Genomic DNA, 15091 nt, shown 5'->3' with positions numbered 1-15091 from the left:
GTTCATCCTGAGCCAGGATCAAACTCTCCAATAAAGTTAGTTTGTCTAGCATCTAAAATAAAAATTGACGTTTCACGTTGTTTGTTTCGTTCAGTTTTCAAAGAACTACTTGGTCGCTCATTTGCGACTCCCTTATGTTAACATCTTCGTTTTTCGATGTCAACTAAGTTTTTCAATTTCTTTTTTGTCGTTTTCTGCGTTTCTGCATCAGCGACGGTTATTAATATATCATGCAGAAAAATGAAATGCAACACCTTTTATAAACTTTTTTTAAATTAACTACATTTCTTTTTTAATATCATATACTTAAACGAAATATCTCTTTCATTTCTAAGAGATTCCTACATATATTCTATATAAAGTCACTCTATCCAAAAACGTTTCTTTCTATAATAAACGTTTTATTTATATACGATACGATACAAGGAGGAATATATATGGACTATACCGATTTATTAATCAAACTAGGTCTCTCGGCTATTTTAGGGTTCGCCATCGGTTTAGAGCGCGAATTAAAACGTAAACCACTTGGTTTAAAAACGTGTTTAGTTATTTCTATCATTAGTTGCCTCCTGACCATTGTTTCTATTAAAGCAGCTTACAATTTACCACATACTGATCATATGAATATGGACCCACTTCGACTTGCCGCTCAAATTGTATCAGGGATTGGTTTTTTAGGTGCCGGTGTTATTTTACGTAGAGGAAACGATAGTATTGCCGGATTAACAACTGCTGCTATGATTTGGGGCGCATCTGGTATTGGTATTGCTGTTGGAGCTGGGTTCTATATCGAAGCAATTTTCGGAATGTGTTTCCTTATGATTAGCGTTGAACTTATACCATTAACAATGAAATTTGTAGGGCCTAGATCATTTCGTCAACGTGATATCGCAGTAAAACTTGTTGTGCGAAATATGGACAATATCCCGGTTGTAATTGAAGAAATAAAAGAAATGGATATAAAAGTGAAGAATATGAAGCTTAAAACGTTAGAAAATGGTTCTCACTATTTACATCTTAAATTATGTATCGATCAAAAAAGACATACTGCTGATGTTTACTATGCTCTCCAGCATCTCGAAAGTGTTCAACAAACTGAAGTGGAAAGTATGTAACGTAAAACAAACTCTCTTTTCAATTAGAGAGTTTTTCTTTTTTCTATAATGGCAACAATGAATGTAGTCCTGCAAAGTAAGGAGGAATAGGCAATTGAAATCCCGTCCGAATTTAGTAGATACATTTCGTGATTCCATTATTTTTCGTTTAATTTGCTTTATTGTTATACTTACTGCTTTTTCCGGTTTTCTTATACATAGATTAGAACCATCACACTTTACCACATGGTTTGATGGAATTTGGTGGTCAATCGTTACAATTTTCACTGTTGGCTATGGTGACTTTGCCCCTCATACACTAATCGGGAAACTTATCGGTATGAGTATTATTTTATTAGGAACTGGATTTTGTTCTTATTATATGGTGCTGTTTGCTACTGAAATGATTAATAAACAATATATGAAAATTAAAGGAGAAGAAGCTGCGACTTCTAACGGTCATATGATTATTGTCGGCTGGAATGAACGAGCAAAACATGTTGTAAAACAAATGCACGTACTACAACCAAACCTTGATATCGTTTTAATTGATGAAACACTTTCTTTACTGCCAAAACCATTTCATCATTTAGAATTTATAAAGGGGTGCCCCCATCACGATCAAACGTTATTAAAAGCTAATATTACAACGGCACACACCATATTAATAACAGCCGATAAAGAAAAAAACGAAAGCTTAGCGGATACACAGTCCATTTTAAATATTTTAACTGCAAAAGGGCTCAACCCAAACATTCACTGCATCGCTGAACTTCTTACTTCTGAACAAATACAAAATGCAACGAGAGCTGGCGTGTCAGAAATTATAGAAGGAAATAAATTAACGAGCTATGTATTTACCGCTTCTCTTTTATTCCCTTCCATTTCAGGTGTACTATTTTCACTTTACGACGAAATCTCTGATAATAAATTACAACTGATGGAGCTTCCCATGTCCTGCACCGGACAAACTTTTGCCAATTGTAGCTATACTCTTTTAAAACAAAACATTCTCTTACTAGGTATAAAGCGCGACGAACAATATATGATTAATCCAGTTCATTCCTTTGTTCTCATTGAAAGCGACATACTCATCGTTATTCACCATTAGTAAAATGACGCTCTAATTCTTGCATGAGCACTTTCCCAATATTGATATATTTTCTTTTCACATCTCCATCTGGATCTTTCGGCTCAGCAAATTGATCCATTCCACTCGTTCCAGCTGTTAACGTATTTACATGATCATCTAGTTCGTCTTGATATACGTGCGAAAGAATATACGGCGTTCCAAGACGAACTACTACACCAGGTACATCTAATTCTCCTTCAACCGCTGTAAATGGCACTCGTAAAAATTGATAGCCATCTTCTTCATCAATTTTATAATCAAAGCATCCTTTCTCATAATCCCAATTGCCGCCAATGCTATACCCAAGTGGCTTCATTATTTCTTCTAACTTATATAACGCATATGTACGTCCTTCTAAATTTGATTGAATTGGAATCAAGCCCATCCCTCCTAGACTTTTTCTTTAGCATACCCACTCTAGTTTGAATATACTGATGGACTTTTCGATGAAATAATAAAAAGCGGCCGGAATCCGGCCGCTTTTTATTATTTTAAACGCTCTTCTAATTCTGCTTTTAATTCTTCAAATCCTGGTTTACCAAGTAAAGCAAACATGTTTTTCTTGTATGCTTCTACTCCTGGTTGGTCAAATGGATTTACGCCTAATAAGTAGCCGCTCATCGCACATGCTTTTTCGAAGAAGTATACAAGGTAACCGAATGTGTACTCATTTAATTCAGGAATATTTACGATTAAGTTTGGTACTCCGCCATCGCTATGTGCAAGTAATGTACCTTCGTATGCTTTCGTGTTTACGAAGTCTACAGTTTCACCAGCAAGGTAGTTTAATCCATCTAAATCGTTTTCTTCTGATTCGATTGTTAGTTCATGTGTAGGTTTACCTACTTTTAGAACTGTTTCAAATAAGTCACGACGACCTTCTTGAACGTATTGACCTAATGAATGTAAGTCAGTTGAGAAGTTTGCTGAAGATGGGAAAATACCTTTTTGATCTTTTCCTTCACTTTCACCAAATAACTGTTTCCACCACTCAGCGAAGTATTGAAGTGCTGGCTCATAGTTAACAAGCATTTCAATTGTTTTTCCTTTATTGTATAGAGCGTTACGAACTACTGCGTATTGGTAAGCTGGGTTTTCTTCTAGTTCTGATGTACCGAAGTCCTCACGACCAGCAGCTGCACCTTTCATCATCTCTTCAATATTTAAGCCACTTACTGCGATTGGCAATAAACCAACTGGCGTTAATACAGAGAAACGTCCTCCAACATCATCTGGAATAACGAATGTTTCGTAACCTTCATTATCAGCTAATGTTTTTAATGCACCACGCGCTTTATCTGTAGTTGCATAAATACGTTTGCGAGCTTCTTCTTTTCCATACTTTTCTTCTAATAACTTACGGAAAATACGGAATGCTAGTGCTGGCTCTGTCGTTGTACCTGATTTGGAAATAACGTTAATAGAGAAGTCTTTACCTTCTAATACATCCATTAAATCTTTCATGTAAGTGGAGCTAATGTTTTGTCCAACAAATAGCACTTGTGGAGTTTTACGTTGTTCTTTAGAAAGTGTGTTGTAGAAAGAATGGTTTAACATTTCAATTGCTGCACGTGCTCCTAGGTAAGAACCACCGATACCTACAACAAGTAAAATGTCAGAGTCATTTTTAATTTTTTCTGCGCATTTTTGAATGCGAGCAAATTCTTCTTTGTCATATTGAAGCGGAAGGTCTACCCACCCAAGGAAATCGTTCCCAGCTCCAGTTTTTTCGTGGATTGCGTGATGTGTTACTTTCACTGCATCACGTAAATAAGTGATTTCATGTTCACCGATGAAGGATAACGCTTTAGAATAGTCGAACGTTACATGTGTACTCATCTTTTTCCCTCCAATTATGGATATGTATTTCTGTATTCACTTTAGCGAAACTGAAGTTGTAAATCAAGCGATTCACCCCTTGTAAACGTAACCAATATATATTTTTTAAAAAAAGTTCATTTTTTGCATAAAAATTCGCATTTTTCGGTATAGATGTATATACATCCTATTTCGAACATTTTTTATGTATAAAAACAACATAACTACCCTATTCTATAAAAGAGTTAATTAACTCATCGCTTGCTCATGCTTCACAATTAAGGGGGGCTTTTTCATGAGTACTTTACAACGTATCGCATTAGTCTTTACTGTAATTGGCGCTGTAAACTGGGGACTAATCGGGTTCTTCCAGTTTGACTTAGTGGCAGCCATTTTCGGTGGACAAAACTCAGCTCTTGCACGTATTATTTACGGCATCGTTGGTATTTCTGGGCTTATCAATCTTGGTTTACTCTTTAAACCATCAGAAAATCTTGGTACTCACCCAGAAACGAACGAAATTCGCTAATCAGTATGTCTCTACTTCACCTCCGACATACGAATATGATTGCATGCAATCATATTTGCAAATATATATCATAAGAAAAAGTAAAAGAGGAACGCTCATATGCGCTCCTCTTTTACTTTGTTAACTCGGACTCTTCAATCCATTCTGTTAGCTTTTCTCGCAGCGTATTAAATCCGTCCTTAGATGGATTCGGTATAAGAATCCGTCCTTGTTTTCTTTTCGCCGCTTTTAACGATAAACTCATTTTTCTGTGTTCTTCATCAATTGAAAGTACTTTTACTTCTACTGTATCGCCGACTTTTAAAAAGTCATGAATATCCTTTACATATCCATTTGTAATTTCAGATATATGCACAAGTCCTTGTGTTTCTGCATCTAACGCTACAAATGCACCGTAATCTTGAATCCCAGTCACTTTCCCTGTTACAACCACTCCTGTTGTATATTGTTCTGACATATGAAACACTCCCATACGTTTACCATTTTCTCTACAATTGTAGATAGCAAAGCAGATGATTTATTGTTAAATATCCGATTAGTTAATACGTACCCTAAGTAAAGCAACTCAGGATACGCATACCTTATATTAGTAAATTATACCACTATGACAGAGCTCATTCAAAATTCATGAAAAAATTTCCTTAAGTAAGTATAATTCTCCAATATTAGGATAGAATACTAACACATGGCTTTCTAGTATTCCCCCCCTTTTATGGACAAAACGTATTGTGTTTTGTCCTTTTTTTATTCTCTACGAACCGTTCCATTCTCTTCATTGCTTCCATAAGCTGTTCAAGCGATGTTGCATATGAACAACGAATAAATCCTTCACCACTTTCGCCAAATACACTTCCAGGTACAACAGCCACTTTTTCTTCTAGTAATAACTGTTCTGCAAATTCCGCCGAAGATAGTCCAGTTGAAGATATGGAAGGAAAGACATAAAACGCTCCGCCCGGCACATGACATGTTAATCCCATTTCATTGAAAGATGTCGTCATAAAATTACGGCGTTTCTTATAACTATCTCTCATTCGAATTACTTCCTCATTTCCCGCACGTAACGCTTCAAGTGCTGCAAACTGAGACATCGTCGGGGCACACATCATGGAATATTGGTGAATTTTGAGCATTAATTCTGAAAAGTGAACAGGAGCTGCAATCATACCAAGGCGCCACCCTGTCATCGCAAATCCTTTTGAAAATCCTGAAATTAAAATCGTATGCTCGCGCATATTTTTAATACTCGCGAAACTTGTATATGCTTCGTCGTATACAAGTTCTGCATAAATTTCATCAGATAATACGATTAAATTGTACTTCTCAACAATCACTGCTATTTCTTCAAGCTCGGACTTATTTAACATTGCACCTGTTGGGTTATTTGGTGAACAAAGTAAAATTGCCTTTGTCTTCGCTGTAATAGCTGCCTCAATTTGTTCTGGTTGTACTTTAAATTCATTTTCTAAAGTAGTAGCCACAGGAACTGGAACCCCTCCAGCTAATGTCACAAGCGGGGCATAAGAAACGAAACTTGGCTCAATAATGAGTACCTCATCATCAGGATTTATAATGGCGCGCATCGCTACATCTAACGCCTGACTCGCTCCAACTGTAACAATGATTTCATCGTTTGGATCATATGATACTGCAAATTGTTTTTTTAGATACTTTGCTATTTCTTGACGGAGCTCCAATAATCCTGCATTTGCTGTATATGACGTATATCCTTGTTCTAAAGAACGGATACATGCTTGCCTTACATTCCATGGCGTAATGAAGTCTGGTTCTCCTACTCCAAGAGAAATAACACCTTTCATATTAGCTGCTAAATCGAAAAACTTTCGAATACCAGATGGTTGTAATGATTCTGCCGCTCTAGATAGTTCAAATTGCTTCATGGTGTCACCACAATTCGCTTATCATCATCATTTTTTTCATAGATAATTCCCTCATGTTTATATTTCTTCAAAATGAAATGCGTTGTCGTAGAAACGACAGATTCAATTGTTGCTAATTTCTCAGAAACAAACATCGCTACTTCTCCCATTGTCTTTCCTTCTAACGTAATAGAAAGATCATATGTCCCTGACATTAAATACACAGATTTCACTTCTGAATAACGATAAATTTGCTCAGCAACCGCATCGAACCCAACGCCGTGCTTTGGCGTAACTTTCACATCAATCATCGCCGTTAAACCTGTATGTTCTTTCACCTTCGTCCAATCGATATGTGTGACATAATCCACAATAATCTTTTCCGCTTCTAATTTTTCAACCATTTTCTTTACTTCTTCTACTTCTATATTTAACAGCTTCGCTAATGTATCTACAGATAATCGACTACTTTTTTCAAGACAAGCTAATAATTCTAATTCTTTTTCTGTCACCATATAAATCATCCTTCCTTTTCGTTTGTGTCTAAATTATACAAATAGCCTTTCCAGTTTGAAAAGAAGATTTTTTTAGTGAATTATGTCAAAATAAAGTGAAACTTTAATCCATGGAAAGGTTCATCCCATGGATTATTAGCCCGCACCAATCGGGCTTTTGCGGACAGTTGCTCTCCCGCCTAACCTCTTCGCTTGAGCTTCTTTTTGAGGCGAGAGGCTTACTGTCCGTTAAAGCGGGGTAAAGTGAAACTTTAATCAGCAGAAAAATGCGTGATAAAGCGAAAGGGGATGGAATCGTGAAACCAAAAGTTTATATTGCTGAACCAGTTCCAACATTTGTAGAAAACTATTTATCAGAACACTGTGATTATGAAAAATGGGAGCAAAATGAGAAGGTACCTCGTGATGTTCTACTAGAGAAAATACAAGATAAAGATGGTTTATTAAATTTCGGATCTGCTATTAATGAAGAATTATTGGAGGCGGCTCCTAACTTAAAAGTAGTAAGCAACATTTCTGTCGGTTACGATAATTTTGATTTACAAGCGATGGAAAAGCGCAATGTCATCGGAACAAATACACCTTACGTACTAGATGATACAGTAGCTGACCTCGTTTTTGCTCTTATGTTATCTGCTGGTCGTCGTGTTTGTGAACTCGACTCCTACGTAAAAAATGGTAAATGGAATGCGGAAATTGGAAAAGAGCACTTTGGGCTAGATGTACACCATAGTACAATCGGCATTATCGGTATGGGCCGAATTGGTGAAGCTGTTGCAAAACGAGCGAAATTCGGATTTGATATGGATGTTCTTTATTATAACCGTCGCCGAAAAGAAGAAGCTGAACAAAAATTCGATGCTACATATTGTGATTTACAGACGCTTCTAAAGCAGTCTGACTTTATCGTTCTTCTTACTCCATTAACAGATGAAACGTACCATCTTATCGGAGAAAAGGAATTTTCATTCATGAAAGAAACAGCTATCTTCATTAATGCTTCTCGCGGGAAAACAGTAGATGAAGAAGCGTTAATCGATGCGTTAACAGAAAAGAAAATCTTTGCAGCGGGCATCGATACTTTTACACAAGAGCCGATTCAAAAAGACAATCCGCTCTTATCCTTACAAAATGTTGTGACCTTACCACATATCGGATCTGCAACATTAAAAACTAGGCAACAAATGGCTATGACCGCCGCTGAAAATTTAGTTGCAGCGTTACAAGGAAAAACACCGCCTAATATTGTTCGCGGGTAATACTGAATGTACGAAAGGCAAGATGACATCGTCATCTTGCCTTTTTTTGTTAACATATTTTTTTCTGCCTTGGAAATGATATGAACAAAAATCAATGGAGTGACAAAAAATGAATCACGAATCTACTTGTCCTTATTTCACTTTTTCCACTCGCGGCACTACTGTTCATTACGAATTGTATGAACATGAAAATAAAACAGAACGTCCTACTTTCGTACTCGTTCACGGCTTTTTATCTTCCTCATTCAGCTACCGCCGTCTAATTCCTTTATTATCGAAAGAAGGAACAGTCATTGCTCTTGATTTACCACCGTTCGGGAAGAGTGATAAGTCTCATCTATTTAAGTATTCTTATCATAATTTAGCAACGATTATAATCGATTTAATTGAACACTTATCTCTCTCAAACATTGTGTTAGTTGGACATTCTATGGGCGGCCAAATTTCACTTTACGTAAACCGTATACGTCCTGAATTAATTTCAAAGACAATTTTACTATGTAGCTCTAGCTATTTAGCACGCGCAACTTTACCTTTACTGTACTCTTCTTATTTACCGTTCTTTCATTTATACGTAAAGAATTGGATTATACGGCGCGGCATTGTTCATAACTTAATGAATGTCGTTCATGATCATTCATTAATTGACGATGAAATGAAGGCAGGTTACTCTGCTCCTTTTTATGACAACCGTATATTCCCCGCTTTAACTCGTATGATACGAGATCGTGAAGGTGACTTATCTTCAACTGAATTACAAAAAATCGAAACACCTACTCTACTCATTTGGGGTGAGAAAGATCGTGTCGTCCCTGTACATGTAGGTCATCGTCTGCACAAAGATTTACCGAATTCGAAATTTATTTCTTACGAAAATACAGGGCATTTACTACCTGAAGAAAAACCGGAACATGTTTATGAAGAAATTATCGCTTTTTCTGCGCAATAATATCAAAGAGGCTGTCGGAAATTCCGACAGCCTACAATGAACAACTTCCGCCTTCTTTTATTACAAGTAATTCCACAGCTAACTTCTCACATTTTTCAAGCGCAGGTACTTCCTCAAAAGACATAAAGTATATATGTTGAATCTTCTTTGCGATGTATTTTGAATCATCAAACACACTTGCGACATTCACAACATCGCTCGCTTCTGTTTCATAAAACTCCGGTCCCATTTGAAACGGATCCCAATTCTTCACAACCTCTATCATCTTTTCATATGTACCCATTCGCTTCCCGCCTTTTCACTTTTTAATACTTTTCTTTATCCTATCACATCAGCTATTCTATAAGAAGAGAGAGAACTTTCATAACTTAACGGTTTTACAGAAGAAGGGAGCAAACTTATGCAACTATTTCATAAAGCAGTCAATCGCCGTGGAACTCATAGTACAAAATGGGATACATATAAAAACGAAGAACTTATCCACGCGTGGATTGCTGATATGGATTTTGAAGTACCACAACCAATTCAAACTGCTTTAAAGCAACGTATCGAGCATCCTATTTTCGGCTATACACTTCCTCCCGAAAATATTGGCGATATTATTTGTAACTGGACAAAAAAACAGTACAACTGGGATATTCAAAAAGAATGGATTGTCTTTAGCGCCGGAATCGTTCCAGCTCTTAGTACGAGCATACAGGCCTTCACAAAGGAAAACGAATCCGTTCTCGTACAACCACCTATTTATCCCCCATTTTTCGAAATGGTCACAACAAACAATAGACAATTATGCGTAAGTCCATTACAGAAACAAAATGATACATATGCGATAGACTTCGAGCATTTAGAAAAGCAATTTCAACAAGGCGTCAAACTTATGCTTCTTTGCAGTCCTCACAACCCGATAGGTCGTGTTTGGACGAAAGAAGAATTAACAAAGCTTGGATCTTTATGTACCAAATATAATGTAATCGTTGTCGCAGATGAAATTCATTCCGATATTATTTATGCAAATCATACACATACACCGTTCGCTTCTTTATCTGAAGAACTAGCAGCGCGCACGATAACTTGTATGGCTCCAAGTAAAACATTTAATATCGCTGGATTACAAGCATCGATTATTATCATTCCAAATGAAAAACTCCGTCAAGCCTTTACATCTATCCAATATAGACAAGGCTTCCACGGATTAAATACATTTGCCTATACAGCGATGGTAAGTGCCTATACAGAATGTAATGATTGGCTAAATGAAATTCGATTATATATAGAAGATAATGCTCAATTTGCTTGTAAATATATTAAAGATCACATACCTACTCTTTCCGTAACGAAGCCAGAAGGTAGCTTTTTATTATGGATTGATTGCTCTCGCCTACAGCTTTCTCAAGATGAGCGCACTAAATTGCTCGAAGAAAAAGGAAAAATTATTGTTGAGCCTGGTGAGAAATACGGATTAGGCGGCGAAGAACATATTCGAATTAACATCGGCTGTCCAAGGTCTGTTTTAGAAGAAATTTTAAATAGGCTGCGCCATACGTTTTCATAATAAGAAAGGAGACTGTTTGGGACAGCCTCCTTTGTCAACTTTTGTCGGTAAGTCGATATATTTTGAGTTACGGTCGATATATTCCAATAATCGCTGATATATTTTCACTTACACTACACAAAAAAGCTACCGCGCACGGTAGCTTTTACTTTTTCTTCATATCCGACGCTTTTTTTACAATAACACCACAAGCAATTCGATCACCTGATTTACCTGTCGGTTGAGTCATACCATCATCAGGGTTTTCTGTAATAATAATAGACGCTCCATCTTTTCTATGAATCGTCGTTTTCCCTTCTTCAAGCGTTATATGTGGCGCATCAATTTCTGCTTTAATTTTCCCAGAACCGTCTGCAATTACGTTCGGTAAATCACCGTTTTCTGCACCCTTCGGATTGAGTAGTCCATGCTTTTTATCATCTGGATTAAAATGATTTCCAGCTGATTCAAAACGAGGTGCTTTACACTCACCAATTTCATGTACATGTATGCCGTGCGGGCCAGGTGTGAACCCTTCCCCTTTAATCTTAATTTTTACTCCGCTTGTTTGCTGCACTACTTTCGCAGTCCCCACTTCATCACCTGAAGCATTATGTAATTTCACGTCAATTTCTTTCGGCTTTCCTTGGTCACAACCTGCCATCAGAAATAGTAAACAACAACTGAAAAAAAGCCGTTTTTTCATTTTATTCCCTCCAAAATACATTCTGCCCTTAGATTGTCCGAGCATAGAGGGAAACATACAAAAATGAGTTACTGTTTCTTTTCAGCTAACAGCTTTTCTTCAACTTTCTGTAATCGATCTGCTTCTCGTTTTGATACACGAATGAACATACGCCACGTGGCAACCGCACCGATAATAAATAGAACACAAACAATCCCTGGAATAATATATTCTGTTTTATCTTCTGGAAAATATAATGGCATCATATAGATCACTCCTTATTATAGGATTCACAAAACATCAGAATTTTCTGTTATATTATCTTAAATTATAGTGGAACCTATCCACATTCTCAAGGGGGCATTCCGAAAGCGAATGATTTCTTTGACTCCTTATCCTACTTTCCTTACTATAAACTTGAGGTGAAAAATATGAGAGAAACATTTGAAATTGGCGAAATCGTTACTGGTATTTATAAAACGGGAAAATACATTGGCGAAGTTACAAATAGCCGCCCTGGCAGTTACGTCGTAAAAGTATTAGCTGTTTTAAAACATCCGGTGCAAGGTGACTTACATAACGTAAAACAAGCTGACGTACCATTTTTCCACGAAAGACGTGCTTTAGCTTTTCGTGAACAGACGAACATTCCAGAGCAAATGGTGAAGAAATATGAAGGAGAAATTCCAGATTATACAGATTCACTCAAATTAGCATTAGAAACTCAAATGAATTCATTTTCTGAAGATGATTCACCTTTTGCAGTTCGTAGTCTAGAAACATTAGAACAATTAAAAAAAGACTATAAACTTTAAAAAAACAAAACGACCAAATTACATACTGTGCAATTTGGTCGTTACTGTGTACTCACTTTCTTTAACACTTTTGAAAAATCAACGAGTTCCCCTAATGTTGGAGGTGCTGGTTTCACTAAATACTCTTTATCTTTTTCTACTAACTTAAAAATATTATACGTCGTCATCGCATCATCTAGCGCACAATGATGCTTACCCGTCCCTACTTTTCCATACGCCTCAATTGCTTTCCACAATCCTGTTTGATTTCTCTCACCAAAAAACTTCTTATACTCAAGTGATAAATCACGACACTGTCCTTGGAAAGGAAAATCTACTCCCGCTTTTTCACAATTATGCTTCAACACTTTCATATCCATATTTCCCCACGTAACAATGGTCGGTTTACATCTCTTTTCATATTCTGCAAGTTTTTCAACGAGTTCTGGAAACGAAATTCCTTTATCTACGACTTCTTGTTTAATCCCTAAAAACTTCTTACATCGATCCGTTAAAGATGGAAAAGTTTTCGGCCTAACATGAGCTGAATACGTATCTTCTACCTTACAGCCAACAACCGAAACGAGTCCTACCTCAATAATCTCCGGGAAAAATCCTTTTGGTTTTTTTCTGTGCTGAGGCATCGTAAACTCAAAATCCAAAAATAAAAATTGTTGTTCATTCATACGATCCCTTCCTTATCATCTTTGTCATTCCTTTCTATTTGACACTCCTACACGAACAAGCTCGAATGCTAATTCCATTTTAAATATTCAGATTGGATGTATCTTATATATATGTCAAATGCCCGCAAATATTTTTAAAAATAAGAAAAAGTAACCTTTGCAGAAAATATAACAAAATAAGCCCTTTCATTTACATCCGACATTTTTCTACTTTATAATGACGTTATGTGTGTTTCATCTAGTTCATTTTTGACACACTAAGAAAAGTGAATGAAAGGAGATGAGAGTTTTGCACGAAACAACGCAAGAGCTCGCAAACTGGCAGTATTATTTTGCTATCGCAGTCTTTTTAATTACATATGCCATTATTATTTCTGAAAAAATTAATCGCGCTGTCATCGCACTTCTTGGTGCAGCACTCATGGTAATTATGGGGGTTGTTGATTTACACAATGCCTTTACGAAACATATTGAATGGGGGACGATTACACTACTCATCGGTATGATGATTTTGGTGAACATTACGAGTAAATCGGGCGTCTTCCAATACGTTGCCATTAAAGCAGCAAAAGGAGCGCAAGGAAATCCAATTAAAATTTTAATTTCACTTTCCTTACTTACTGCACTTGGTTCCGCGTTTTTAGATAACGTTACAACTGTACTTCTTGTTGTTCCAGTTACTTTATCTATTACGCGCATACTGCAAGTAAATCCTGTCCCTTATTTACTTTCTGAAATTATTTTTTCAAACATTGGGGGAACAGCAACATTAATTGGTGATCCACCTAACATTATGATTGGTTCTGCCAATAAGCATTTAGATTTCAATGCTTTCTTACTAAACTTAGCGCCAATCGTAATTATTATCATTGGTGTGACAGCGACAATACTTTACTTCATGTACCGCAAACAATTAATCGCTGATCCTGTACAAGTTAAAAAATTAATGAGTTTAGATGAAAAGCAATATATTAAAGATCCAGTATTAATGAAAAAATCTTTAACAGTGCTTGGACTTACAATTGTAGGTTTCATGACTCATTCCATTTTCCACGTTGATGCAGCTATCATCGCTTTAACTGGTGCTACTGTACTTATGTTAATCGGTGTGAAAGAACATGAAATTGAAGAAGTATTCGCAAGTGTAGAATGGGTAACAATCTTCTTCTTCGCAGGACTATTCGTACTCGTTGGAGGACTTATCGATATCGGTCTTATTAAAATGTTAGCTCAAAAAGTAATTGGCATAACAGGCGGAGATATTTCTTACGCATCTATCCTTATTTTATGGGTATCTGGTATCGCCTCTGCAACAATTGATAACATTCCATTCGTTGCAACAATGATTCCTCTTATTAACGATATGGCTGTCGGATTAGGTTTATCACCTGCTGACGCACAAATCGACGTATTATGGTGGGCATTAGCATTAGGTGCTTGTCTAGGCGGAAACGGAACATTAATCGGCGCTTCTGCTAACGTAATTGTCGCAGGTATCGCAAGCCGCGAAGGACATAAATTTAGCTACATGGACTTCCTTAAAGTCGGTTTCCCAATTATGATCGTTTCATTAATCATTTCTCATATTTATATTTATGTACGCTACCTTATGTAGCACAAAAAGCGCTCTGATAACCAGGGCGCTTTTTTCATTACACATATTTAAATTAAACTTACTCGTTATACCTCACCGGCTCATTTCTGATAATGAACAAGTGAATCGGCAAGAACACTGAAAATGTGATGACATGAATAATCGTAAATAATATAGAGTTCGTTCCATATCTGTCTAAAATAGCGTAGATAAGATAAATAGACAACACAATGGATACAGCTGTTGCTATTAAATATAAAATTGGTACGAAATTAAAAATAAAACATGCGACATATATGCCGAATACTTTCCATCCTGCTTCTTCTTTCAAGAAATCTGGTAATTTATCTTTCGCTAAATCACCCCATATTTTACTATTTAAAAAAGGAATAAATGCTAGAACTCCATCCGTTGCACCGTCATTTTTCGCCATCGTATACAGTGCAAAAGCCGTTAACAAATACGCAATAACTGCCCAAATCAATATAACAAGAATAAACGCAAAACTAAGAGCAAAGAAACCTGCTAGTAAGCCTTGATCTTCCATCTTATCCTCTCCTCTCTACTCTCAACATATTTCATTGCATTGCAAGTTATGTTTTAAAATTCAACCAAACTCTCT

Annotated in this window: 18 protein-coding genes; 8 read left to right on the top strand and 10 right to left on the bottom strand. The window is 36.5% G+C overall.

All coding sequences use genetic code 11. From position 1 onward, the window contains the following. The first annotated feature begins 437 nt into the window (after positions 1-437). Together MR070_RS23500 and MR070_RS23495 are read left to right on the top strand one after the other, a co-directional pair. Complete coding sequence (locus MR070_RS23500) at positions 438-1118, top strand: MgtC/SapB family protein (protein WP_000386681.1); 681 nt, start codon at positions 438-440, stop codon at positions 1116-1118. Positions 1119-1212: 94 nt separating this feature from the next. Then, entirely contained in the window at positions 1213-2208 is a 996-nt protein-coding gene (locus MR070_RS23495; protein WP_000842328.1) for a potassium channel family protein, read from the top strand. Here the strand turns inward: MR070_RS23495 and MR070_RS23490 are convergent. Both MR070_RS23490 and MR070_RS23485 read right to left on the bottom strand, forming a co-directional pair. Next, positions 2195-2608, bottom strand: a complete 414-nt coding sequence (locus tag MR070_RS23490) for a YugN-like family protein (protein ID WP_139896227.1) — start codon at positions 2606-2608, stop codon at positions 2195-2197. The two genes, MR070_RS23495 and MR070_RS23490, sit on opposite strands and share 14 nt — an antisense overlap. Positions 2609-2715: 107 nt before the next feature. Beyond that, positions 2716-4068 carry a glucose-6-phosphate isomerase gene (locus MR070_RS23485; RefSeq protein ID WP_000103660.1) on the bottom strand — a complete coding sequence of 451 codons (1353 nt, stop codon included), beginning with the start codon at positions 4066-4068 and terminating at the stop codon, positions 2716-2718. A 274-nt stretch (positions 4069-4342) separates the two neighbouring features. Here MR070_RS23485 and MR070_RS23480 point away from each other — a divergent pair, with 274 nt between their 5' ends. Beyond that, positions 4343-4576 (top strand): DUF378 domain-containing protein, encoded by a 234-nt coding sequence (locus MR070_RS23480; protein ID WP_000105788.1) that lies wholly within the window; start codon positions 4343-4345, stop codon positions 4574-4576. Positions 4577-4688: 112 nt separating this feature from the next. Here the strand turns inward: MR070_RS23480 and yugI are convergent, their stop codons facing one another. From yugI to MR070_RS23465, 3 genes are all read right to left on the bottom strand, one after another. After that, positions 4689-5033, bottom strand: coding sequence for a S1 domain-containing post-transcriptional regulator GSP13 (gene yugI / locus MR070_RS23475; RefSeq protein WP_000003767.1), 345 nt, complete (start codon positions 5031-5033; stop codon positions 4689-4691). Positions 5034-5286: 253 nt separating this feature from the next. Next, entirely contained in the window at positions 5287-6477 is a 1191-nt protein-coding gene (locus MR070_RS23470; protein ID WP_000808504.1) for an aminotransferase, read from the bottom strand. Continuing rightward, entirely contained in the window at positions 6474-6971 is a 498-nt protein-coding gene (locus MR070_RS23465) for an Lrp/AsnC family transcriptional regulator (protein ID WP_000255699.1), read from the bottom strand. Before MR070_RS23465 ends, MR070_RS23470 begins: the two co-directional genes overlap by 4 nt. A gap of 266 nt (positions 6972-7237) precedes the next feature. Here MR070_RS23465 and MR070_RS23460 point away from each other — a divergent pair, with 266 nt between their 5' ends. Both MR070_RS23460 and MR070_RS23455 read left to right on the top strand, forming a co-directional pair. Beyond that, positions 7238-8230 (top strand): 2-hydroxyacid dehydrogenase, encoded by a 993-nt coding sequence (locus MR070_RS23460; RefSeq protein ID WP_242262093.1) that lies wholly within the window; start codon positions 7238-7240, stop codon positions 8228-8230. 109 nt (positions 8231-8339) lie between these two features. Next, a complete protein-coding gene (locus MR070_RS23455) occupies positions 8340-9179 on the top strand; it encodes an alpha/beta fold hydrolase (protein WP_001015187.1) in 840 nt (279 codons plus the stop codon). Between the two features lie 31 nt (positions 9180-9210). Here the strand turns inward: MR070_RS23455 and MR070_RS23450 are convergent, their stop codons facing one another. After that, positions 9211-9462 carry a YugE family protein gene (locus MR070_RS23450; protein ID WP_000537636.1) on the bottom strand — a complete coding sequence of 84 codons (252 nt, stop codon included), beginning with the start codon at positions 9460-9462 and terminating at the stop codon, positions 9211-9213. 117 nt (positions 9463-9579) lie between these two features. Between MR070_RS23450 and MR070_RS23445 the strand changes: the two genes are divergently transcribed. Further along, positions 9580-10731, top strand: coding sequence for a MalY/PatB family protein (locus tag MR070_RS23445; RefSeq protein ID WP_001175836.1), 1152 nt, complete (start codon positions 9580-9582; stop codon positions 10729-10731). 145 nt (positions 10732-10876) lie between these two features. On the opposite strand, the gene sodC is transcribed toward MR070_RS23445, so the two are convergent. Together sodC and MR070_RS23435 are read right to left on the bottom strand one after the other, a co-directional pair. Next, positions 10877-11416: a superoxide dismutase [Cu-Zn] gene (gene sodC, locus MR070_RS23440; protein ID WP_000746510.1), complete on the bottom strand. Its 540-nt coding sequence runs from the start codon at positions 11414-11416 to the stop codon at positions 10877-10879. Positions 11417-11484: 68 nt separating this feature from the next. Then, the gene (locus MR070_RS23435; protein WP_000982762.1) at positions 11485-11661 is read right to left on the bottom strand and encodes a hypothetical protein; all 177 of its coding nucleotides are present in this window, start codon (positions 11659-11661) and stop codon (positions 11485-11487) included. Positions 11662-11826: 165 nt separating this feature from the next. Between MR070_RS23435 and kapB the strand changes: the two genes are divergently transcribed. Beyond that, positions 11827-12210, top strand: a complete 384-nt coding sequence (gene kapB, locus MR070_RS23430; protein WP_001209341.1) for a kinase-associated lipoprotein KapB — start codon at positions 11827-11829, stop codon at positions 12208-12210. A 41-nt stretch (positions 12211-12251) separates the two neighbouring features. Here the strand turns inward: kapB and kapD are convergent, their stop codons facing one another. Beyond that, positions 12252-12875 (bottom strand): 3'-5' exonuclease KapD, encoded by a 624-nt coding sequence (gene kapD, locus MR070_RS23425; protein WP_001005369.1) that lies wholly within the window; start codon positions 12873-12875, stop codon positions 12252-12254. Positions 12876-13164: 289 nt separating this feature from the next. On the opposite strand from kapD, the gene MR070_RS23420 reads away from it, so the two are divergent. After that, entirely contained in the window at positions 13165-14490 is a 1326-nt protein-coding gene (locus MR070_RS23420) for an ArsB/NhaD family transporter (RefSeq protein ID WP_000545225.1), read from the top strand. Positions 14491-14548: 58 nt separating this feature from the next. Here the strand turns inward: MR070_RS23420 and MR070_RS23415 are convergent, their stop codons facing one another. Then, the gene (locus MR070_RS23415; protein ID WP_000390057.1) at positions 14549-15016 is read right to left on the bottom strand and encodes a hypothetical protein; all 468 of its coding nucleotides are present in this window, start codon (positions 15014-15016) and stop codon (positions 14549-14551) included. Positions 15017-15091 lie beyond the last annotated feature (75 nt).

The sequence above is a fragment of the Bacillus cereus group sp. BfR-BA-01453 genome (assembly GCF_022662915.1).
Lineage (GTDB): Bacteria > Bacillota > Bacilli > Bacillales > Bacillaceae_G > Bacillus_A > Bacillus_A paranthracis.
Note: the sequence above shows the minus strand (reverse complement) of the source record. Positions and strands in the feature narration are given on the sequence as shown.

Bases quoted from the DNA above. Each gene is read 5' to 3' on its own strand.
- MR070_RS23460 (WP_242262093.1), top strand. From the start codon at position 7,238: ATGCGTGATAAAGCGAAAGGGGATGGAATCGTGAAACCAAAAGTTTAT.
- MR070_RS23450 (WP_000537636.1), bottom strand. From the start codon at position 9,462: ATGGGTACATATGAAAAGATGATAGAGGTTGTGAAGAATTGGGATCCG.
- MR070_RS23445 (WP_001175836.1), top strand. From the start codon at position 9,580: ATGCAACTATTTCATAAAGCAGTCAATCGCCGTGGAACTCATAGTACA.
- MR070_RS23455 (WP_001015187.1), top strand. From the start codon at position 8,340: ATGAATCACGAATCTACTTGTCCTTATTTCACTTTTTCCACTCGCGGC.
- MR070_RS23500 (WP_000386681.1), top strand. From the start codon at position 438: ATGGACTATACCGATTTATTAATCAAACTAGGTCTCTCGGCTATTTTA.
- MR070_RS23480 (WP_000105788.1), top strand. From the start codon at position 4,343: ATGAGTACTTTACAACGTATCGCATTAGTCTTTACTGTAATTGGCGCT.
- MR070_RS23485 (WP_000103660.1), bottom strand. From the start codon at position 4,068: ATGAGTACACATGTAACGTTCGACTATTCTAAAGCGTTATCCTTCATC.
- MR070_RS23435 (WP_000982762.1), bottom strand. From the start codon at position 11,661: ATGATGCCATTATATTTTCCAGAAGATAAAACAGAATATATTATTCCA.
- sodC (WP_000746510.1), bottom strand. From the start codon at position 11,416: ATGAAAAAACGGCTTTTTTTCAGTTGTTGTTTACTATTTCTGATGGCA.
- MR070_RS23465 (WP_000255699.1), bottom strand. From the start codon at position 6,971: ATGGTGACAGAAAAAGAATTAGAATTATTAGCTTGTCTTGAAAAAAGT.
- yugI (WP_000003767.1), bottom strand. From the start codon at position 5,033: ATGTCAGAACAATATACAACAGGAGTGGTTGTAACAGGGAAAGTGACT.
- MR070_RS23470 (WP_000808504.1), bottom strand. From the start codon at position 6,477: ATGAAGCAATTTGAACTATCTAGAGCGGCAGAATCATTACAACCATCT.
- MR070_RS23415 (WP_000390057.1), bottom strand. From the start codon at position 15,016: ATGGAAGATCAAGGCTTACTAGCAGGTTTCTTTGCTCTTAGTTTTGCG.
- kapB (WP_001209341.1), top strand. From the start codon at position 11,827: ATGAGAGAAACATTTGAAATTGGCGAAATCGTTACTGGTATTTATAAA.
- kapD (WP_001005369.1), bottom strand. From the start codon at position 12,875: ATGAATGAACAACAATTTTTATTTTTGGATTTTGAGTTTACGATGCCT.